The organism is Nitratireductor pacificus pht-3B, assembly GCF_000300335.1.
GTDB classification, from domain to species: domain Bacteria; phylum Pseudomonadota; class Alphaproteobacteria; order Rhizobiales; family Rhizobiaceae; genus Nitratireductor; species Nitratireductor pacificus.
On the sequence record NZ_AMRM01000003.1, the window covers coordinates 163,556 to 182,474 of the forward strand.

General features: G+C 65.6%; 20 protein-coding genes. 15 read left to right on the plus strand and 5 right to left on the minus strand.

All coding sequences use genetic code 11. From position 1 onward, the window contains the following. Positions 1–14: 14 nt before the first annotated feature. Entirely contained in the window at positions 15–752 is a 738-nt protein-coding gene (gene fabG, locus NA2_RS03805) for a 3-oxoacyl-[acyl-carrier-protein] reductase (RefSeq protein WP_008594364.1), read from the minus strand. A gap of 70 nt (positions 753–822) precedes the next feature. After that, positions 823–1,764 carry an ACP S-malonyltransferase gene (fabD, locus tag NA2_RS03810; protein WP_008594366.1) on the minus strand — a complete coding sequence of 314 codons (942 nt, stop codon included), beginning with the start codon at positions 1,762–1,764 and terminating at the stop codon, positions 823–825. A gap of 197 nt (positions 1,765–1,961) precedes the next feature. On the opposite strand from fabD, the gene NA2_RS03815 reads away from it, so the two are divergent. The 3 genes from NA2_RS03815 to NA2_RS03825 all read left to right on the plus strand — a co-directional run bounded on the left by NA2_RS03815 (position 1,962) and on the right by NA2_RS03825 (position 4,066). After that, positions 1,962–2,246, plus strand: a complete 285-nt coding sequence (locus NA2_RS03815; protein ID WP_008594368.1) for a hypothetical protein — start codon at positions 1,962–1,964, stop codon at positions 2,244–2,246. 132 nt (positions 2,247–2,378) lie between these two features. Beyond that, positions 2,379–3,308, plus strand: a complete 930-nt coding sequence (locus tag NA2_RS03820; protein ID WP_008594370.1) for an ABC transporter ATP-binding protein — start codon at positions 2,379–2,381, stop codon at positions 3,306–3,308. Continuing rightward, the gene (locus NA2_RS03825) at positions 3,305–4,066 is read left to right on the plus strand and encodes an ABC transporter permease (protein WP_008594372.1); all 762 of its coding nucleotides are present in this window, start codon (positions 3,305–3,307) and stop codon (positions 4,064–4,066) included. Before NA2_RS03820 ends, NA2_RS03825 begins: the two co-directional genes overlap by 4 nt. Before the next feature lie 14 nt (positions 4,067–4,080). On the opposite strand, the gene NA2_RS03830 is transcribed toward NA2_RS03825, so the two are convergent. After that, on the minus strand, positions 4,081–4,707 hold the full coding sequence (locus NA2_RS03830) for a helix-turn-helix transcriptional regulator (protein ID WP_008594374.1): 627 nt from the start codon (positions 4,705–4,707) through the stop codon (positions 4,081–4,083). 157 nt (positions 4,708–4,864) lie between these two features. On the opposite strand from NA2_RS03830, the gene NA2_RS03835 reads away from it, so the two are divergent. The 12 genes from NA2_RS03835 to NA2_RS03890 all read left to right on the plus strand — a co-directional run bounded on the left by NA2_RS03835 (position 4,865) and on the right by NA2_RS03890 (position 17,220). After that, positions 4,865–5,503: a hypothetical protein gene (locus NA2_RS03835; RefSeq protein ID WP_040676657.1), complete on the plus strand. Its 639-nt coding sequence runs from the start codon at positions 4,865–4,867 to the stop codon at positions 5,501–5,503. Between the two features lie 246 nt (positions 5,504–5,749). Beyond that, a complete protein-coding gene (gene rpsF, locus NA2_RS03840; protein ID WP_008594378.1) occupies positions 5,750–6,193 on the plus strand; it encodes a 30S ribosomal protein S6 in 444 nt (147 codons plus the stop codon). Beyond that, positions 6,193–6,441, plus strand: a complete 249-nt coding sequence (gene rpsR / locus NA2_RS03845) for a 30S ribosomal protein S18 (protein ID WP_002963610.1) — start codon at positions 6,193–6,195, stop codon at positions 6,439–6,441. The genes rpsF and rpsR overlap by 1 nt, the downstream gene beginning before the upstream one ends. A gap of 204 nt (positions 6,442–6,645) precedes the next feature. Then, on the plus strand, positions 6,646–7,266 hold the full coding sequence (gene rplI / locus NA2_RS03850) for a 50S ribosomal protein L9 (RefSeq protein ID WP_008594383.1): 621 nt from the start codon (positions 6,646–6,648) through the stop codon (positions 7,264–7,266). 445 nt (positions 7,267–7,711) lie between these two features. Next, positions 7,712–8,965: an SAM-dependent methyltransferase gene (locus NA2_RS03855; RefSeq protein ID WP_008594386.1), complete on the plus strand. Its 1,254-nt coding sequence runs from the start codon at positions 7,712–7,714 to the stop codon at positions 8,963–8,965. Positions 8,966–9,311: 346 nt separating this feature from the next. Next, entirely contained in the window at positions 9,312–10,799 is a 1,488-nt protein-coding gene (locus tag NA2_RS03860; protein WP_008594388.1) for a replicative DNA helicase, read from the plus strand. A gap of 4 nt (positions 10,800–10,803) precedes the next feature. Continuing rightward, the gene (alr, locus tag NA2_RS03865) at positions 10,804–11,982 is read left to right on the plus strand and encodes an alanine racemase (protein ID WP_244423580.1); all 1,179 of its coding nucleotides are present in this window, start codon (positions 10,804–10,806) and stop codon (positions 11,980–11,982) included. After that, complete coding sequence (radA, locus tag NA2_RS03870; RefSeq protein WP_008594391.1) at positions 11,982–13,367, plus strand: DNA repair protein RadA; 1,386 nt, start codon at positions 11,982–11,984, stop codon at positions 13,365–13,367. The genes alr and radA overlap by 1 nt, the downstream gene beginning before the upstream one ends. An 87-nt stretch (positions 13,368–13,454) precedes the next feature. Then, on the plus strand, positions 13,455–13,994 hold the full coding sequence (locus NA2_RS03875) for a CvpA family protein (protein ID WP_008594393.1): 540 nt from the start codon (positions 13,455–13,457) through the stop codon (positions 13,992–13,994). 143 nt (positions 13,995–14,137) lie between these two features. Continuing rightward, positions 14,138–15,607 carry an amidophosphoribosyltransferase gene (gene purF, locus NA2_RS03880; protein WP_008594395.1) on the plus strand — a complete coding sequence of 490 codons (1,470 nt, stop codon included), beginning with the start codon at positions 14,138–14,140 and terminating at the stop codon, positions 15,605–15,607. Beyond that, positions 15,604–16,353, plus strand: coding sequence for an SDR family NAD(P)-dependent oxidoreductase (locus NA2_RS03885; protein WP_008594396.1), 750 nt, complete (start codon positions 15,604–15,606; stop codon positions 16,351–16,353). Before purF ends, NA2_RS03885 begins: the two co-directional genes overlap by 4 nt. Positions 16,354–16,572: 219 nt before the next feature. Then, positions 16,573–17,220 carry a 1-acyl-sn-glycerol-3-phosphate acyltransferase gene (locus tag NA2_RS03890; RefSeq protein WP_008594398.1) on the plus strand — a complete coding sequence of 216 codons (648 nt, stop codon included), beginning with the start codon at positions 16,573–16,575 and terminating at the stop codon, positions 17,218–17,220. 19 nt (positions 17,221–17,239) lie between these two features. On the opposite strand, the gene pssA is transcribed toward NA2_RS03890, so the two are convergent. Both pssA and NA2_RS03900 read right to left on the minus strand, forming a co-directional pair. Then, positions 17,240–18,052: a CDP-diacylglycerol--serine O-phosphatidyltransferase gene (pssA, locus tag NA2_RS03895; protein ID WP_008594400.1), complete on the minus strand. Its 813-nt coding sequence runs from the start codon at positions 18,050–18,052 to the stop codon at positions 17,240–17,242. Then, complete coding sequence (locus NA2_RS03900; RefSeq protein ID WP_008594402.1) at positions 18,052–18,750, minus strand: phosphatidylserine decarboxylase; 699 nt, start codon at positions 18,748–18,750, stop codon at positions 18,052–18,054. Before NA2_RS03900 ends, pssA begins: the two co-directional genes overlap by 1 nt. Positions 18,751–18,919: the final 169 nt, after the last annotated feature.

Genomic DNA, 18,919 nt, shown 5'->3' on the forward strand with positions numbered 1-18,919 from the left:
CGGACCTCCGGCGTTCAGATCATCGCCATGCCGCCATTCACATGAATGGTCTGGCCGGTGACATAGGCTGCCTCGTCGGTCGCCAGATAGGCGACGGCGGAGGCGACTTCGGCGCCCGTGCCCATGCGCTTCATCGGGATGGCGCCCATGATGCCGTCGCGCTGCTTTTCGTTGAGCTTGTCGGTCATGGCCGATTCGATGAAGCCGGGGGCGACGCAGTTGACCGTGATCGACCGGCTCGCGATCTCCTGGGCGAGCGACTTGGAAAAGCCGATCATGCCCGCCTTCGAGGCGCAGTAGTTCGCCTGGCCGGGATTGCCGGTCACGCCGACCACGGAGGTGATGTTGATGATGCGGCCGAAACGGCGGCGCATCATCGGGTGGGTCAGTTCCCGTGTCAGGCGGAAGACCGAGGTCAGGTTGACCTCCAGAACCGCATCCCAGTCCGCATCGCTCATGCGCACGAACAGGCCGTCACGGGTGATGCCGGCATTGTTGACCAGGATATCGACGCCCTCGAGTTCCGATTCCGCCTTCTCCGCCAACTGCTTGACTTCATTGCGGTCGGACAGGTTCGCCGGAAACAGCTTCACCCGCTCGCCAAGCTCGCCGGCCAGCGCCTCGAGCTTCTCGACGCGCGTGCCGTGCAGGCCGACCGTCGCGCCCTGCGCGTGAAGGATGCGGGCGATGGCCTCGCCGATGCCGCCGGAGGCTCCGGTCACCAGCGCCTTGCGGCCGCTCAGATCAAACATGGTCATGTCCTTTTCGAAAATTCGGGCAACATGCCTCAGGCGAGGCTCGGGAAATCAATTCTCCGCGCAATCAGCCGAGCGCCTTCATCACGGCATCGATATCGGCGGGCGCGCCGACCGGCACGGCGCCAAGGTCGCGGTTGATGCGGCGGGCGAGACCCGACAGGACCTTGCCGGAGCCGATCTCGTAAAGCGTCTCGACGCCGTTGTCGCCGAACCAGGCGACCGTCTCGCGCCAGCGCACGCGGCCCGTCACCTGCTCGACCAGCCGCGCGGCGATCTCGTCGGGATCGGACAGCGGGGTGACGGTGACATTGGCGACGACCGGCACCGCGGGCGCCTGTTTCGCCACATCCGCCAGCGCTTCGGCCATGGCGTCGGCGGCGGGCTGCATCAGCGCGGAATGAAACGGTGCGGAGACCGGCAGCATGATCGCGCGCTTGGCGCCCTTCTCGGAGGCAAGCCTCGCCGCCTCCTCGACCGCGGCCTTGGCGCCGGAAATCACCAGCTGTCCGCCGCCATTGTCATTGGCGATCTGGCAGACGGAGTTCTTGCCGGCCGCCGCGCAGACGGCCTCGACGTCATCCGCCTCGAGGCCGATGATCGCCGCCATCGCACCCTGCCCTACCGGGACCGCCGCCTGCATGGCGTTGCCGCGAATGCGCAGGAGCCGCGCCGTGTCGGCGAGCGAGAACGTGCCGGCCGCGCACAGGGCGGAATATTCGCCGAGCGAATGGCCGGCGACATAGGCAACCTTGCCCGCAAGCGGGAGACCACCCTTCTCCAGCACGCGCATGACCGCGATCGACACCGCCATCAGCGCCGGCTGGGCGTTGGCGGTCAGCGTCAGCTCGTCTTCCGGGCCTTCCCAGATCAGCTTCGAGAGCTTCTGGCCGAGCGCGTCGTCCACTTCCTCGAACACGGCGCGGGCCTCAGGAAACGCGTCGGCCAGATCGCGTCCCATGCCGACGGCCTGGCTGCCCTGGCCTGGAAAGGTGAAAGCGATGCTCATCGCCAAGTCTCCTGGATACATTCACTGTCGGGCGCATCTGGTGACGCAACACACCTTGTCCGTCAAGCCTTTTGGGCAAACGGCACCGCGCGGATGCGCCGACATGAAAAATCCACAATTCGGGTTCGTCATCGCTCGTCCCAAGCCGGTCCCGGCCGCGGATTCTTCGAAAAGTCGCTTCAATCAGGATTATCCAGATGGCCCATTCGGCACAGGACGCGGTGATCCCGTCCGACAAGACGCGGCGCCGGCGCCGCATAACGCCGGCGCAGATGGTCGGCATCGTCGCGGTGACGCTGTTCATTTCCACAGAGGTCGCCGCGGTGTCCGCCGCCGCCGTATGGGGCATCTCCGGCCTGCTCGGCCTGAAGCGCGGCGGCGAGATCACGCTGTCGGTGGCTTTCGGCCTGCCGACGCTGTTCGCCGTCGTGCGCACGGCGCAGCTCGCCGTCGAGGCGGAAACGGACCCGGAGAACAACTGACCGGTCCGGGTTTCCGCATTCCGTAATGTCAGGAAATGTCAGCGACCATGCCCGGTCGCTGGCATGTGAGCGTTCATCTGCTTATATGAGCGCGGCTCATCCGAGCGCTCCCGACATCACGGATCTGTTTCCATGACGAACGCGCTTTCCATCAAGAATCTCTCCAAGACCTACAAGACCGGCCTGACGGCGCTCAACGGCGTCGATCTGGACATCCGCCGGGGTGAAATCCTGGCGCTTCTCGGCCCGAACGGTGCGGGCAAGACGACGCTGATCTCCATCGTCTGCGGCCTGGTCAGGCCCTCCACCGGCACGGTGACCGTCGAAGGCAACGACATCGTGCAGAACTACCGGCAGGCCCGCCAGCTGATCGGCCTGGTGCCGCAGGAACTCCATACGGAGACCTTCGAGACCGTCTGGGCGACGGTCAGCTACAGCCGCGGCCTGTTCGGCAAGAAGCCCGCGCCCGCGCTGATCGAGCAGATCCTGCGAGACCTCTCCCTCTACGACAAGAAGGACACGCAGATCATGGCGCTTTCGGGCGGCATGAAGCGCCGCGTAATGATCGCCAAGGCGCTGGCGCACGAGCCGCGCATCCTGTTCCTCGACGAGCCGACTGCCGGCGTCGACGTGGAGTTGCGCAAGGACATGTGGCGGCTGGTCAAGCGGCTGCGCGACACCGGCGTGACGATCATCCTGACGACGCATTACATCGAGGAGGCGGAGGAGATCGCCGACCGCGTCGGCGTCATCAACAAGGGCCGCCTTCTCCTCGTCGAGGACAAGGCCGAGCTGATGCGCAAGCTCGGCCAGAAGCAGCTGACCCTGGACCTCCAGGAGCCGCTGAAGGCGCTGCCGGGCGACCTGTCCAACTATGCGCTGGAACTTACCGACGGCGGGCAGCGGATCACCTATCACTACGATACCCAGGCCAAGCGGACGGGCATCGCCTCGCTGCTCGCAGCACTGAGCGGCGCCGGCATCACCGTCAAGGATCTCGACACAGAACAACGCTCGCTCGAAGACATCTTCGTCAGCCTTGTCGTGGAGGAAAACCAGTGAACTTCGAGGCTGTAAAATCCATCTACCTGTTCGAGATGGCGCGCATGAAACGCACGCTGCTGCAAAGCGTCATTTCGCCGGTCCTGTCCACCTCGCTCTATTTCATCGTCTTCGGGGCGGCCATCGGCTCGCGCATCGAGACCATCGACGGCATCGAGTACGGCGCCTTCATCGTGCCCGGCCTGATGATGCTGACGCTGCTGCAGAACTCCATCTCCAACGCGTCCTTCGGCATCTATTTTCCAAAGTTCATCGGCACGATCTACGAGCTGCTTTCGGCGCCGGTATCCTTCCTGGAAATCGTGCTCGGCTATGTGGGGGCGGCGGCGACGAAATCGCTGATCCTCGGCCTGATCATCCTGGCGACGGCGCATCTGTTCGTGCCGATCGAGATCCGCCATCCCTTCTGGATGCTGTTCTTCCTGGTGATGACGGCGGTGACGTTCAGCCTGTTCGGCTTCATCATCGGCATCTGGGCCGACAATTTCGAGAAGCTGCAGTTGATCCCGCTGCTCATCATCACGCCGCTCGTGTTCCTCGGCGGGTCGTTCTACTCGATCGAGATGCTGCCCGAATTCTGGCAGAAGGTGACGCTGGCCAATCCCGTCCTCTACCTGATCAGCGGCTTCCGCTGGAGTTTCTACGAGACCGCCGATGTCGGCGTCGGTGTGAGCATCGGCATGATCATCTTCTTCCTGACGATCTGCCTGGCTGCCGTCTGGTGGATCTTCAGGACCGGATACCGGCTGAAGACGTAAGCGGGCGGCCCGTTTCAGCGCAGGGTTTTCAGGTAATCCTTGAATTCCCTGCCTGCCTGCGGGGCGAAACGCTCGCCGGTCTCGGCGATCCCTGTCAGCCGATCGACGCGGAAATTGCGGAAATCGTCGCGTTCCTCGCACCACGCCGTCAGCAGCCAGACATTGTCGAAGGCGGTGAGGCCGAGCGGCCGCACGTGCCGCGTGGTTTCCACCTCCTTCAGATCGAGATAGCCGATCCTGAGCCGCCGCCGCTCGCGCACCGCCCTGCGCAGGCCCGCCAGATGCCGCTGCGCCTCCGACGCCTTCGCATAGGCGATCATGTCCCCCTGGCGCACGCGCCGGTGCTCGCCGCCGGGCACGACGGCGTCCAGCTTGGCCGCCACGCGCGCGGCCGCCTGCTTCAGGTCGCCGTCGCCCCGCGCGGCGATGAGTTGCATGCCGAGCGCGATCGCGTCGAGCTCGTCGGGGTCGAAGTGGAGCGGCGGCAGGAAGTAGCCGCGCTCGAGCTGGTAGCCGACGCCGCCTTCGCCGCGCACCGGAGCGCCCATGGACTGGAGCGTGGCTATGTCGCGGTAGATGGTGCGCGGTGAGACCCCCAGCGTTTCGGCAAGATGCCCCGCGCTGACCGGCTGGCGGTGCATGCGCAACTGCTCCAGCAATCCGAAAAGACGCGATGCCCGCATTCCGACCGGCCCGACCCTGACAGAAATTGTCACTTCCCTGCCGTAGCTACTCCAGCGCAACAGGTCCGGCAAGACCAGTCAGAACGGCTGGCGCGGCAAAACAGGAAAACCAGCGATGTTGAGAAAAAGCGGAGGCCCGTTGAGCGTGGCCGGCTTCGCCCGATACGAAAAGCGCGCGGAGGCCGAGACCGGACGTCTGATTGACGCCGCCCTCACCTGGCAGGAGGAATTCCTGCGCCCGATGGACGGCATCCTGTTCCACGCCTTCCTCGGCAACCTCAGGGGCGGATTCGCCGACGTCATCCTCGCCCGCGACGATGCGAGTTTCGACGCGATGCTGAGCGCGCATATGGAGGCGCCGAGCGCCCGGGCCTTCATGGCCCTGCTGGACACCGACAGCATAAGGCTTTCGCGCAACCGCATCTTGAAACCGGTCGCTTCCCCTCCGTCTGATTTTTCCTGCGTCGAGTTCGGAACCTTCGCCATCGCCGATGGAGCCGAAGCGGACGAGCCGGACGTGCTGGCCATCTCCAACCGCATCGAGGCCGAATATCTCGACCGGTCCGACAACACGCGCCTGCACTTCATCGGACGCGGCAGCGAAGGCCGGTTCTGCGAGGTGACCTTCGGACGCTCCCTCGGCGAGACGAAGCGCCTGTGCGAAGGCTATGTGGGACATCCCGTCTGCCAGCCGCTTCTCGACCTGTGCGACCCGGCGAGCGTGGACCTCGACTTCTGGTTCGTGCTCGCCTGAGGCGGGCGCCTTGCATTCTCTTCCAGAAACTGTATAAGCGCGCGGTCTGCCGGTCCCAGCTGGGGGCTGAACGGAGGGCCGCGCGCCTGTCGGTGCGTGTCGCGAGGGCAAGTTCCTCCGCCTCCCGTGTCTCCGCTCTCGACCGTCACCAACTTGCGCCTTTCTTCCCGGAGTTCCGGACAGGGAGGTCGCAGAGGCTTTTGCCGTTGGGGTCCGGTATGACGTGAACTGAAGAAAGGCAAGACAATGGCACTTTACGAGCATGTGTTCCTTGCCCGGCAGGATCTCTCGCCGCAGCAGGTCGATGCCCTTGTGGAACAGTACAAGGGTGTGATCGAAGCGGGCGGCGGCACCGTCGGCAGGGTCGAGAACTGGGGACAGAAGTCCCTCGCCTACCGGATCAACAAGAACCGCAAGGCGTATTTCATGCTGATGGACATCGATTCCCCGGCGGCGGCCGTCAAGGAAGTCGAGCGTCAGATGGGTCTGTCGGAAGACATTCTGCGCTTCATGACCGTGCGCGTCGATGCGCATGAGGAAGGCCCGTCCGCGATGATGCAGCGCCGCGACGACCGTGGTGATCGCGGCGACCGTGGCCCGCGCCGCGACCGCGACGACCGTGGTCCGCGCCGCGACCGTGACGACCGCGGCCCGCGCCGTGACCGCGACAGCAATGAGGGTGGCGAATAATGGTCGACATCAACCAGATCCCGACGCGGCGTCCGTTCCACCGTCGCCGCAAGACCTGCCCGTTCTCCGGCGCCAACGCTCCGAAGATCGACTACAAGGACGTCAAGCTCCTGCAGCGCTACATTTCCGAGCGCGGCAAGATCGTTCCGTCCCGCATCACGGCGGTCAGCCAGAAGAAGCAGCGTGAGCTGGCCAAGGCCATCAAGCGCGCCCGCTTCCTCGGCCTTCTCCCCTACGTGGTGAAGTAAGTTCCGGCGCGGGCGGTTCGCCGCCCGCACCCCTCCCCGCGGCGGGCGCGGACGAGGTTTTCTGCAAATCCCGAGTTGGGATCGAACGATCCCTAACTGCCGACAGGCAGGACAGCGAACACCAGCCGCTCGACCGGCTCTTCCGTTTCTGCCCTGCCTTCATGCGAATTCCGGCGCCAGCGCCGAAGACAAAGGACAGAAACGATGGATGTCATCCTTCTCGAACGCATTGCACGACTGGGCCAGATGGGCGATGTCGTGAAGGTCAAGGACGGGTTCGCCCGCAACTTCCTCCTGCCGAAGGGCAAGGCGCTGCGCGCCAACGAGGCCAACCGCAAGAAGTTCGAATCGCAGCGCGTCGAACTCGAGGCGCGCAACCTGGAACAGAAGAACGAAGCGCAGGGCGTCGCCGAAAAGCTCGACGGCAAGACCTTCGTCGTCATCCGTTCCGCCGCCGAGACCGGCCAGCTCTACGGTTCGGTGTCGGCGCGCGACATCGTCGAGGCGCTCGGCGAGGAAGGCTTCAAGATCGGCCGCAGCCAGGTGGAGCTCAACCAGCCCATCAAGACCATCGGCCTGATCAACGTGGCGATCGCGCTGCATTCCGAGGTCGAGGTCACCGTGACCATGAACGTCGCCCGTTCGACCGACGAAGCCGAGCGCCAGGCCCGCGGCGAGACGCTCGATTCGGCCGAGGCGATCTACGGCGAGGACATCAATGACAGCGCCCGTCCGGACGCGTTCTTCGATCCGAACGCCGACATCGACGACCTCGCCGAGGACCACGAGGCGGACGCCGAGGAAGGCGCGGGCGACGAAGCCTGAGCCGATCTGCCGGGAAAGGGCGTCTCCGCGACACCCTTCGATCTCCCGGCTTCAACAGATACGCATTCTGCCGGGGCCGGATGGAAACATCCGGCCCCGATGCCGTTCCAGAGCATCGAACTGAAACCTGGAAGCCGGTTTTCGGTTTATTCCGATGCTCCCTCAACAATCTGGATCATCCTTTGTGCGTCGGGAAGGACGCACGGCGATCCAGGAAGCAGCGACGCGCAGCTAAGCCGACAGTTCAAAAAATTACATGATCCTGTTGCTTAAATTGATGGGCGTTCTGCATGCCCCAACCTTCCGGGCAAAAGTAGAAACGACATGTCATGAAATGGCAACAAGTATGGCCTGGTCCGCGCGCCGCCGATTTCTGGCCTCTTTTCAAGTCCCCTGATTTTGCCCCATAATTGCCATCTCCCGTGACTTTCCTGGGGGTGTTGCGATGAACTGGTTGCTTGAGAGATTCGTTTCCCGGCTGTTCCGCAAGGGCTCGCTGACCATCACCGATCCGGCCGGCGCGACGCACCGTTTCGGTGACGGAACAGGTCCGCATGTCCATGTCGTGATCCACAGCAGGAGCGCCGAGCGCGCCATGGCGCTCGACCCGATGCTGGCGGTGCCCGAGCGCTATATGGACGGCGATGTCGATATCGTCGAAGGCGACATCCTTTCCCTGCTGCAGATGACCTACGGCAACATGGATGAGCTCGGGGCGCAGGCCTTCTTCGTCCGGCTGGGCGAGGCCCTGCGCTATCCATTCCGCCGCCTGCAGCAGTTCAACACGGCGACGCGCTCGAAACGCAACGTGCATCGCCACTACGATCTTTCCGAGGAGCTCTACCGGCTCTTCCTGGACGAGGACATGCAGTATTCCTGCGCCTATTTCGAGACGCCGGACGTGTCGCTGGAGGAGGCGCAGCGCGCCAAGAAGCGTCATATCGCCGCCAAGCTGGCGCTGGAACCCGGCCAGAAGGTGCTCGACATCGGGTCCGGCTGGGGCGGGCTGGGCCTCGACCTCGCCAGCCAGTTCGGCGCGAAGGTGCTCGGCGTCACCCTGTCGGAGGAACAGCACCGCGTCGCCACCGAGCGTGCGCGCAAGGCCGGTCTCGCCGACCGGGCGCGCTTCGAGATCGTCGATTACCGTTCGCTGAAGGGTCCGTTCGACCGCATCGTATCGGTCGGCATGTTCGAGCATGTGGGCATCAATCACTACCGCACTTTCTTCAACCAGAGCGCCAGGCTTCTGGCCGATGACGGCGTCATGCTCCTGCACACGATCGGCCGCTCCACCGGCCCGTCGGCAACCAACGCCTTCATCCGCAAGCACATCTTCCCCGGCGGCTACATCCCCTCCCTTTCGGAGATGACGCCGGCCATCGAGAAATCGGGGCTGATCATCACCGACGTGGAAATCCTGCGGCTGCACTATGCGGACACGCTGAAGCACTGGCAGGCGCGCTTCCAGAAGAACCGCGCCCGGGCGGTGGAGATCTATGACGAGCGCTTCGCGCGCATGTGGGAGTTTTACCTCGCCGGCTCGGAAGCGTCGTTCCGCTGGCAGGAGATGGTCGTCTTCCAGATCCAGCTCACCAAGAAGCGCGAGACGCTGCCGGTGACGCGCGACTATATCGGCGAGACCGAGAAGCGCCTCGCCGGCCCCAGGCGCCCCGGCAAGTTCACCCAGGCCGCCGAATAGCGAGACGACCTCCTGCGCCGATCGCCGCACGTCCGTTCGGACGACGGCGATCCGGCATATTGATGAAGCAATGCAGCGACCGAAAGCCGGATTCCACTTTTCGGCCGGATGCTCCTATGATTCGGTGTCAAGCGAATCATCCTGCCCGGTCGGGTTTTTCAGGCGCTGTGGTTTTCCCGCGGTGGATTGCAGTGGATAGCGTGTGTTTCGGTACGTTTTCCCATCCGCCCCTTCCCGCGACCATCCCCCAGCGTCTACGACAGGTCGGGGGGTGCCGGGACGGTTCAGGTCTTCAGTTTGTCCGGGCGCATGTCAGTTCACACCGTTATGACGGATAGCAGTCCAGATGGCAGAAGCAGTCCATAAGCTCGAGGTCGCGGAAACGCGGCTTTACCGCGAAGCGCCCAACAACATTGAGGCCGAGCAGGCGCTGCTTGGCGCGATTCTCGTCAACAATGACGCGCTTTACCGGGTGACGGACTTCCTCAAGCCGGTCCATTTCTACGAGCCGCTGCACCGGAAGATCTTCGAGGTCGCGGGCGAGCTGATCCGCATGGGCAAGACCGCCAACCCGGTCACCATCAAGACCTTCCTGCCGGCCGACGAGAAGGTCGGCGAACTGACGATCGCGCAGTATCTGGCAAGGCTGGCGGCGGAAGCCGTGACCATCATCAACGCCGCCGACTACGGCCGCGCCATCTACGACCTCGCCATCCGCCGGGCGCTGATCACCGTCGGCGAGGACATGGTCAACATCGCCTATGACGCGCCGGTCGACATGGCCCCGCAATCGCAGATCGAGGATGCGGAGCGGCGCCTGTTCGAGCTGGCCGAGACCGGCCGCTACGATGGCGGCTTCGAGAGCTTCGGCGATGCCACCAAGATCGCGGTCGACATGGCCAATGCCGCCTTCATGCGCGACGGGCACCTGTCCGGCGTCTCGACCGGCCTGCGCGATCTCGACAAGCGCATGGGCGGGCTGCAGCCCTCGGATCTGATCATCCTTGCCGGCCGTCCGGGCATGGGCAAGACCTCGCTCGCCACCAACATCGCCTTCAACATTGCCGGCGCCTACGAGCCGGCCCAGCAGGCGGACGGTTCGTTCGCCGCCGCCAATGGCGGGGTGGTCGGCTTCTTCTCGCTCGAAATGTCGTCCGAGCAGCTCGCAACGCGTATCATTTCCGAGCAGACGGAGATCCCCTCCTCGAAAATCCGGCGCGGCGAGATCACCGAGACGGATTTCGAAAAGCTCGTCGCCTGCGCCCAGATGGTGCAGAAGGTCCCGCTGTTCATCGACCAGACCGGCGGCATCTCCATCGCCCAGCTCGCCGCCCGCGCGCGGCGCCTGAAGCGCCAGCGCGGCCTCGACGTCATCGTCATCGACTATGTGCAGCTGATGCAGGGATCTTCGGCCAAATCCACGAACCGCGTGCAGGAAATCACCGAGATCACCACCGGCCTGAAGGCGCTGGCGAAGGAGCTGTCGACGCCGATCATCGCCCTGTCGCAGCTCTCGCGCCAGGTGGAAAGCCGCGATGATAAGCGGCCACAGCTTTCCGACCTGCGTGAATCCGGCTCCATCGAGCAGGACGCGGACGTGGTGCTTTTCGTCTACCGCGAAGAGTACTATCTGAAGAACAAGGAGCCGAAGCCCGGCACCGAGGAATACATCAAGTGGGAAGCCGAGATGAACGAGATGCGCGGCAAGGCCGAGGTGATCATCGCCAAGCAGCGCCACGGCCCGACGGGTTCCGTCGGCCTCGCCTTCCATGGCGAGTTCACGCGCTTCTCCGATCTTGCCGAGGACGACCGGCTGCCGGAACGTTACGAGTAGCACCGTGAGCAGTTCACATGTTTCAGCGACGGCTGGCTGCGACCAGCGAGTGGCAGGCGGGCGCCTGACCATCGATCTCGACGCGCTCGCCGCCAATTACCGGCTGCTGGCCGAGCATTCCACGCCGGCGGAGCCCGCCGCCGTCGTCAAGGCGGATGCCTATGGGCTGGGCACCGCTCCGGTCGTGCGCGCGCTTGCCGCCGCCGGCTGCCGGCGCTTCTTCGTCGCCCTTCCGGAAGAAGGCGTGGCGGTGCGGCGTGCCGCGCCGGAGGCCGAGATCTATGTCTTCAACGGGCTGTTCGGCCCGGAGGCCGCCGCCTTCTATCGCGAGGCCCGGCTCCTGCCCGTGCTCAACTCGCAATCCGACCTGTCCATCTGGGAGGCGCATGGCTGGGACGACGGCGACGAGCCACGCCCCTGCGCGCTGCATGTGGAAACCGGCATGAACCGGCTCGGTCTGACCCCGGACCGGACCCGCATCCTGGCGCAGGAGAACGCGCTGACCGGGGCGCTCACCCCGCGCATGGTGATCAGCCACCTGGCGTGCGCCGACACGCCGGACCATCCGATGAACCGACAGCAGCTCAAGTCTTTTCAGTTGCTTAGCAGCCTTTTTCCAGACGCCGAATCAAGTCTCGCAAACTCCGCGGGCATCTTTCTCGGCGGCGCGTTCCTCTGCGACGCGACGCGGTCGGGGATCGCGCTCTACGGCGGCGCGCCGGTCAACGGCGTCGAGAACCCGATGCGCCCAGTGGTGACGGCGGAGACGCGCGTCTCGCAGCTGCGCCAGGTACCCGCCGGCCAGTCGGTCAGCTACGGCGCGACGCCGGTGGCGCGCGACACGCTGGTGGCCGTGGCGGCGACCGGCTATGCCGACGGCTATCACCGCGCCGCGTCAGGCGCCGGCGTGCCGCTGCGCCGCAGCGTGCCGGAAGGGGCCGCCGGCTTCATCGCCGGCCACCGCGTGCCGGTGCTCGGCCGCGTGACCATGGACCTGACCCTGTTCGACGTGACGGCGCTCAGACCCGATGCGGTGAAGGTCGGCGACTATATCGAGCTGTTCGGCCGCAACATGCCGATCGACGAGGTTGCCGCCGCCGCCGGCACCATCGCCTATGAACTCCTGACGGCGCTCGGCAGGCGCTATCACCGCCACTACGTGCAATCGGGAGCGTCGGCCTGATGGCGCGCAGCAGGGTCCAGTTCATCTGCCAGAACTGCGGCACCGTGCATGCCCGCTGGGCCGGCAAATGCGACGGCTGCGGCGAATGGAACACGCTGATCGAGGAAGGCACGTCGAGCGGCATCGGCTCCGGGCCGCAGGCCGGGCGCAAGGCGCGCAAGGGCCGCGCCGTGGCGCTCACCACGCTTTCCGGCGAGATCGAAGACGCGCCGCGCATCATGACGGGGATCGGCGAACTGGACCGGGTGACGGGCGGCGGCTTCGTGCGCGGCTCGGCGCTGCTCGTTGGCGGGGACCCCGGCATCGGCAAGTCCACCCTGCTGACGCAAGCCGCCGCGGCGCTCGCCGCGCAGGGGCACCGCATCGTCTATGTCTCCGGTGAGGAAGCGGTGGCGCAGATCCGCCTGCGTGCGCAGCGTCTCGGCGTCGCGCAACTGCCCGTCGAGCTTGCCGCCGAAACCAATGTCGAGGACATTCTGGCGACCATCGAGGATGGCAGGCGTCCGGACCTGGTGATCCTCGATTCGATCCAGACCCTGTGGACCGACATGGCCGAATCCGCGCCCGGAACGGTGACCCAGGTGCGCGCCTCCGCCCAGCAGATGATCCGCTACGCCAAGTCGACCGGCGCGGCGATCGTGCTGGTCGGCCATGTCACCAAGGAGGGCCAGATCGCCGGCCCGCGCGTCGTCGAGCACATGGTCGACGGTGTCCTCTATTTCGAGGGCGAAGGCGGGCATCACTACCGCGTGCTGCGCACGGTGAAGAACCGTTTCGGGCCGACCGACGAGATCGGCGTCTTCGAGATGGGCGACAAGGGCCTGCGCGAAGTGTCCAACCCGTCCGAACTGTTCCTCGGCGAGCGCAGCGCCAAGGCGCCCGGAGCCGCCGTCTTCGCCGGAATGGAGGGAACGCGGCCGGTTCTTGTGGAAATCCAGGCGCTCGTCGCCCCCTCGCCGCTCGGCACGCCCCGGCGCGCGGTGGTCGGCTGGGATTCGGCACGGCTTTCCATGATTCTCGCAGTCCTGGAGGCCCATTGCGGGGTGCGCTTCGCCAGCCACGACGTTTATCTCAACGTTGCCGGCGGCTATCGCATCAGCGAACCCGCCGCGGATCTGGCCGTCGCGGCGGCCCTCGTCTCCTCGATGACCGGACTTGCCCTCCCCGCCGATTGCGTCTATTTCGGCGAGATCAGCCTTTCAGGCGCGGTCAGACCCGTTGCACACGCGGCCAGCCGTCTCAAGGAAGCCGAAAAACTCGGCTTCGGCCAGGCGGTGATGCCGCCGGGAAGTGAAGACGGCAATGGCGCGATCGCCAACCGGGCGGCCCGACTGGAGGCTCTGGCCGATCTGGTGGTGCGCATCGCGGGCTCGAAGGCGGCATGATGGAAACGATTGGCGCGCAAAGTGGCCCGGAACCGATGAAATTGATCTTGCGGGGGCATCCTGACTGCCAAAGGAGTAGGGGTTACAATGCCAATCACGCTGCTTGACGGAATTCTCGTCGGCTTCACGCTCGTCTCCGCCATGCTCGCCATGGTTCGCGGCTTCTCCCGCGAAGTCCTGTCGATCGCCTCATGGGCGGCGGCGGCGGCGGCGGCCTATTTCTTCCATCCACTGGTCCTCCCCTATGTGAAGCCCTATATCGGTAACGATATGCTGGCCATCGCGGCGGCGGCTGCGGCGGTGTTCTTCGTGGCGCTGATCGTGGTGACCATCGTCACCATGAAGATTGCCGACTTCATCATCGATTCGCGCGTCGGCGCACTCGATCGGACGCTCGGCTTTCTGTACGGCGCGGCGCGCGGCATTCTGGTTGTGGCGGTGGCCCTTCTGTTCCTCAACTGGCTGATGGGGAGCAATCCACCCAGCTGGGTCGCGGAAGCGAAATCACGCCCCCTGCTCGACGGCGTCGGCCAATGGTTGCAGGGCATGCTGCCGGACGACCCGGAGAACTCCGTCTTCGATCGCATCTCGAACGGGGTGTCGAGCGAGGGCGAAACGAGCAACTGACGGCGACAGTCGTCACCGAGATTGCGGCGCCACGCGTCCCGAGACGCTCGAGTGGCGCTGCAGGCTATTGAAGCGCATCCTGCGTTCAGGGCCATCAGGCTCCCGCAAGCGGTGCGCATGAAAGGGCGACCTTGGACATGGCAATGGACGACAGTTTGCTCCTCGCGGGCGAAGCCGACGATCATTTTCACGACGAGTGCGGCGTGTTCGGCATTTTCGGCCGGACGGACGCGGCGGCCATCGTCACGCTGGGGCTGCACGCGCTGCAGCACCGGGGCCAGGAGGCCGCCGGCATCGTCTGTTTCGACGGCAGCCAGTTCCACGTCGAGCGCCATATCGGCCTGATCGGCGACACTTTTACCAAGCCGGCGGTGCTCGCAAGGCTCCAGGGCAGCCGCGCCATCGGCCACACGCGCTATGCCACCACCGGCGGTTCCGGCCTGCGCAATGTGCAGCCCTTCTTCGCCGAACTCGCCGAGGGCGGGCTGGCGATCGCGCATAACGGCAACCTGACCAACGCCATGACCGTGCAGCGCAAGCTGCAGAAGCAGGGCGCGATCTTCTCCTCCACCTCGGACACGGAAACCATCCTGCACCTGGTCGCGACCAGCAAGGAACACGACACCAATGCCCGCTTCATCGACGCCGTGCGGCAGATCGAGGGCGCCTTCTCCATCGTCGCGCTGACCTCGAAGAAGATGATCGGCTGCCGCGACCCGCTCGGCATCCGGCCGCTGGTGCTCGGCGATCTCGACGGCGCCTATATCCTCGCCTCCGAGACCTGCGCGCTCGACATCATCGGCGCGCGCTACGTGCGCGACCTGAAGCCCGGCGAAATGGTCGTCGTGACGGAAGCCGGCATCGAGAGCCTGTTTCCCTTCGAGGCGACGTCGAAGTCGCGCTTCTGCATCTTCGAATATGTCTATTTCGCGCGGCCGGACTCGTCCGTCGAAGGGCGCAACGTCTACGAGGTGCGCAAGCATATCGGCGCCGAGCTGGCGCGCGAGACGCCCGTGGAGGCCGACATCGTCGTACCGGTTCCGGACTCCGGCACGCCCGCCGCCATCGGCTACGCGCAGGCGGCCGACCTGCCCTTCGAGCTCGGCATCATCCGCAACCACTATGTGGGCCGCACCTTCATCCAGCCGACCGATTCCATCCGCCATATGGGCGTCAAGCTGAAGCACAATGCCAACCGGCGCTTCATCGAGGGCAAGCGTGTCATCCTGGTCGACGATTCCATCGTCCGCGGCACGACCAGCCAGAAGATCGTCCAGATGGTGCGCGACGCCGGCGCGACGGAGGTGCATATGCGCATCGCCTCGCCGCCGACGCGCGCGTCCTGCTTCTACGGGGTCGATACGCCCGAGGCCAGCAAGCTGCTCGCGTCGCGCATGACGGTCGAGGAGATGGCGGCGTTCATCCGCGTCGATTCGCTGGCCTTCCTGACCATCGACGGCCTCTACCGCGCCGTCGGCGAGGCGGGGCGCAACAACGATCAGCCGCAATATTGCGATGCCTGCTTCACAAAGGACTATCCGACGCGGCTGATGGATCACGAAGGCGCCGACAATGTGCGCTCCCTTTCCCTTCTTGCCGCAGGCGGTCAATGACACAGACGAAACCAGATTTGCAGGGCCGGCTGGCGCTGGTCACCGGCGCTTCGCGCGGCATCGGCTATTTTCTCGCCAAAGAACTGGCGGCGGCCGGCGCGCATGTCATCGCCGTCGCCCGCACGGTGGGCGGCCTCGAGGAGCTGGACGACGAGATTCGCACCGCCGGCGGTGAAGCGACCCTCGTGCCACTCGACCTGACGGACATGGCCGGCATCGACCGTATCGGCGGTGCCATCCACGAGCGCTGGGGCAAGCTCGACGTGCTGGTCGCCAATGCCGGCATACTGGGCGTCATCGCCCCGCTCGGCCATGTGGAAGCGAAGGTGTTCGACAAGGTGATGGCGATCAACGTTACCGGCACCTGGCGGCTGATCCGCGCGGTCGATCCGCTGCTGCGCGCATCGGATGCGGGCCGCGCCATCATCCTGTCGTCGGGAGCCGCCCATTCCGCGCGCGCCTTCTGGGGTCCCTATGCCGCCTCCAAGGCGGCCGTCGAGGCCATGGCGCGCTCCTGGGCCGACGAGACGAAGAACATGAACCTCCGCGTCAACGCCGTGAACCCCGGCGCCACCCGCACCGCCATGCGGGCGCTGGCCATGCCCGGCGAGGATCCGGCCACCCTGCCCCATCCTTCCGAGGTGGCGGCGCGGATCCTGCCGCTCGCCAGCCCAGCGCTCACGGAGACCGGCCTGATCTTCGACGTGAAGCAGGACCGCTTCACGCGCTACCAGATGCCTGCATAGCCGGTCTCGGGGAAGCGCTTTCCACAGCACGGCAAACGCGATTGACCTTCCGGTCTCTTCCGTTACCTTTCACGCGGCAGCGGTCGCAGAACGCCGCGCCCGAACGGTACGGGGTTCGCAGGAGGCACAAGCAGCGAGGATGGCCGTGTCTAGATTCACAATGCTGGCCGTCGCCCCGCCGGGCCACGGCGGGCACGCCACGCGGCCGGGAGACGCGGCATGATCCTGCTCATCGAAATCATTCTGGTGTGCGTCGCGCTGTGGGCGACCGCAGCCGGCCTGGTGCAATACCGCCGCGGACTGAGTTTTCATCAGGCGGCGCTCTATGCCCCGCTCAAGCTCCTGTTCCGCGTCAGCGACCGCGAGATGGACGTGGCGCGGCGGGCCCAGCCGCCGGTCATCTATGCCATCTGGCACCAGTCCCGCCTCGACCCGGCGCTGATGCTGTCGCTTCTTCCGGACGACACGCTGCACATTCTCGATGAGGATTCCGCCCGCTCTCCGCTGCTCGAGCCCTGGCGCGCGATGGCCCGCACCATTGCCTTCAACGCGCATCATGTTTTTGTCAGTCGGCGGCTGGTGCGGCGGCTCAAGGGCAATGGACGGCTGGCCGTCTACCTGCCGGACGGGACCGAGCCCGACACCATGACGTTCCGCCTGTTCCGCGCCGTGGCGCGCATCGCGCTGAAGTCCGAGGCGCGGGTCGTGCCCGTCTTCGTTTCCCGCAAGGGCTTCCTGCCGGCAAGGACCATCAGGACGCTCGCGCCCCTGACCATCGAAGAACTGATCTCGGCGTCGGGCGAACCGGACATGCGCGCGTCCCAGGCACTGTTCAACCGCATGATCGCGGCGCGCGGCCGCACCTGACCCCGGCAGGTACGGCGCCCTACGCTTCCCTCGACGCGGCTTCTTCTTCCTCGCGCGCAGCGCGACGCGCATAGGCGCGCATGCTGACCATCAGGAAGCCCAGATAGGCGACCGTGGATACCGACAGGGTGAGCCAGGTGAAACTGGTCAGGAACAGCACGTAAAGCGCCAGTCCGAGGATCAGCGGCAGCACATATTCGCGGCGCACGCGGCTGCCGGAACTCTTGCCCGAATAGACCGGCAGGCGGCTGACCATCAGGAAACCGATCAGAACCGTGTAGAAACAGGCGACCAGCGCCATGGTGCGGTCGGGCGCGACGCCGAGAAACCCGATATAGACCGGCAGCAGCACCAGCGCCGCCCCGGCCGGCGCCGGGACCCCGACGAAGTAGTCGTTCTGCCAGGCCGGCCTGTCCGGGTCTTCGAGCATGACATTGAAGCGGGCGAGCCGCAGGCAGCAGGCGATGGCGAACAAGAGCGCTGCGATCCAGCCGAGCGCGCCGGCGCGGTCGAGCAGATAGGCGTAGAGCACCAGTGCCGGCGCGACGCCGAAATTGACGATGTCGGCGAGCGAATCCATCTGCGCGCCGAATTTCGACGAGGCCTTCAGCATGCGGGCCACGCGCCCGTCGACCGCATCGAGGAAGGCGGCGATCAGCACCATCACCACGGCGATCTCGACGCGGTTCTCGAAGGCGAGGCGAATGCCGGAAAGGCCGGCACAGATCGCCAGCACCGTGATGACATTCGGCACCAGCATGCGCAGCGGGATCTCGCTGATCTTCGGCCCGCCGCCGCCATGCGGTTCGAATGGGGGAAACGGGCCGGCCATCAGGACACGCGCACCAGGGGCTGCGTGCGCTCGCTGCCGAACGCGGCGATCACCGTTTCGCCGCCGACCGCCGTCTGTCCGACGGCGACGCGCGGCACCGCCCCCTGCGGCAGGTAGACATCGACGCGGGACCCGAAGCGGATCAGGCCAAAACGCTCGCCGACGGCGAGTGCGCCGGGCGCCTCGGCCCAGCAGACGATGCGGCGGGCGACCAGGCCGGCGATCTGCACCACGGGGACCGGGCCATGCGGGCTCTCGATGACCAGGCCGTTGCGCTCGTTCTCGGTGCTCGCCTTGTCCAGCTCGGCGTTGAGGAAACGGCCCGGACGATGCTCGATCAGCGAGATCCGGCCGCGCACCGGGGCGCGGTTTATGTGGCAGGAGAAGACGTTCATGAAGACGGAGATGCGCGTCATCTCGCCCGGTCCCATGCCGAGTTCGGCGGGAGGCACGGCGGGGCCGATGAAGGAGACCATCCCGTCGGCCGGGCTGATCACCAGATCGTCGTCGACCGGCGTGACGCGCTCGGGGTCGCGATAGAAATAGACGCACCAGGCCGTCAGGATGAGACCGATCCAGAACAGCGGCCCCCAGAGAAGGCCAAGTAGCACGGTGGCGCCGGCAAAGGCGGCGATGAAAGGGTACCCCTCGCGATGAATCGGCACGAGGGTGTTGCGGATCGTGTCTAGCAGGCTCATTGCGGGGCGCTCTCAAAAATCGAGTAGCGGCCTTGGTAAAGGAATCCGCCCGCTTCGGCAACGCAGGGCGCTGTCTTGCCTGTCGAAAAGCGGCGGCGGATTCCCTTCTTGAATCAGGAAACGGATTTCTTTCAAAAAGGCTCTTGACCCTCCATCAGGTGGAGACCCG

What these genes read in the sequence shown, in the direction of transcription:
- fabG (WP_008594364.1), bottom strand. Translation starts at nt 752, where the DNA reads ATGTTTGATCTGAGCGGCCGCAAGGCGCTGGTGACCGGAGCCTCCGGC.
- fabD (WP_008594366.1), bottom strand. Translation starts at nt 1,764, where the DNA reads ATGAGCATCGCTTTCACCTTTCCAGGCCAGGGCAGCCAGGCCGTCGGC.
- NA2_RS03815 (WP_008594368.1), top strand. Translation starts at nt 1,962, where the DNA reads ATGGCCCATTCGGCACAGGACGCGGTGATCCCGTCCGACAAGACGCGG.
- NA2_RS03820 (WP_008594370.1), top strand. Translation starts at nt 2,379, where the DNA reads ATGACGAACGCGCTTTCCATCAAGAATCTCTCCAAGACCTACAAGACC.
- NA2_RS03830 (WP_008594374.1), bottom strand. Translation starts at nt 4,707, where the DNA reads ATGCACCGCCAGCCGGTCAGCGCGGGGCATCTTGCCGAAACGCTGGGG.
- NA2_RS03835 (WP_040676657.1), top strand. Translation starts at nt 4,865, where the DNA reads ATGTTGAGAAAAAGCGGAGGCCCGTTGAGCGTGGCCGGCTTCGCCCGA.
- rpsF (WP_008594378.1), top strand. Translation starts at nt 5,750, where the DNA reads ATGGCACTTTACGAGCATGTGTTCCTTGCCCGGCAGGATCTCTCGCCG.
- rpsR (WP_002963610.1), top strand. Translation starts at nt 6,193, where the DNA reads ATGGTCGACATCAACCAGATCCCGACGCGGCGTCCGTTCCACCGTCGC.
- rplI (WP_008594383.1), top strand. Translation starts at nt 6,646, where the DNA reads ATGGATGTCATCCTTCTCGAACGCATTGCACGACTGGGCCAGATGGGC.
- NA2_RS03855 (WP_008594386.1), top strand. Translation starts at nt 7,712, where the DNA reads ATGAACTGGTTGCTTGAGAGATTCGTTTCCCGGCTGTTCCGCAAGGGC.
- NA2_RS03860 (WP_008594388.1), top strand. Translation starts at nt 9,312, where the DNA reads ATGGCAGAAGCAGTCCATAAGCTCGAGGTCGCGGAAACGCGGCTTTAC.
- radA (WP_008594391.1), top strand. Translation starts at nt 11,982, where the DNA reads ATGGCGCGCAGCAGGGTCCAGTTCATCTGCCAGAACTGCGGCACCGTG.
- NA2_RS03875 (WP_008594393.1), top strand. Translation starts at nt 13,455, where the DNA reads ATGCCAATCACGCTGCTTGACGGAATTCTCGTCGGCTTCACGCTCGTC.
- purF (WP_008594395.1), top strand. Translation starts at nt 14,138, where the DNA reads ATGGACGACAGTTTGCTCCTCGCGGGCGAAGCCGACGATCATTTTCAC.
- NA2_RS03885 (WP_008594396.1), top strand. Translation starts at nt 15,604, where the DNA reads ATGACACAGACGAAACCAGATTTGCAGGGCCGGCTGGCGCTGGTCACC.
- NA2_RS03890 (WP_008594398.1), top strand. Translation starts at nt 16,573, where the DNA reads ATGATCCTGCTCATCGAAATCATTCTGGTGTGCGTCGCGCTGTGGGCG.
- pssA (WP_008594400.1), bottom strand. Translation starts at nt 18,052, where the DNA reads ATGGCCGGCCCGTTTCCCCCATTCGAACCGCATGGCGGCGGCGGGCCG.
- NA2_RS03900 (WP_008594402.1), bottom strand. Translation starts at nt 18,750, where the DNA reads ATGAGCCTGCTAGACACGATCCGCAACACCCTCGTGCCGATTCATCGC.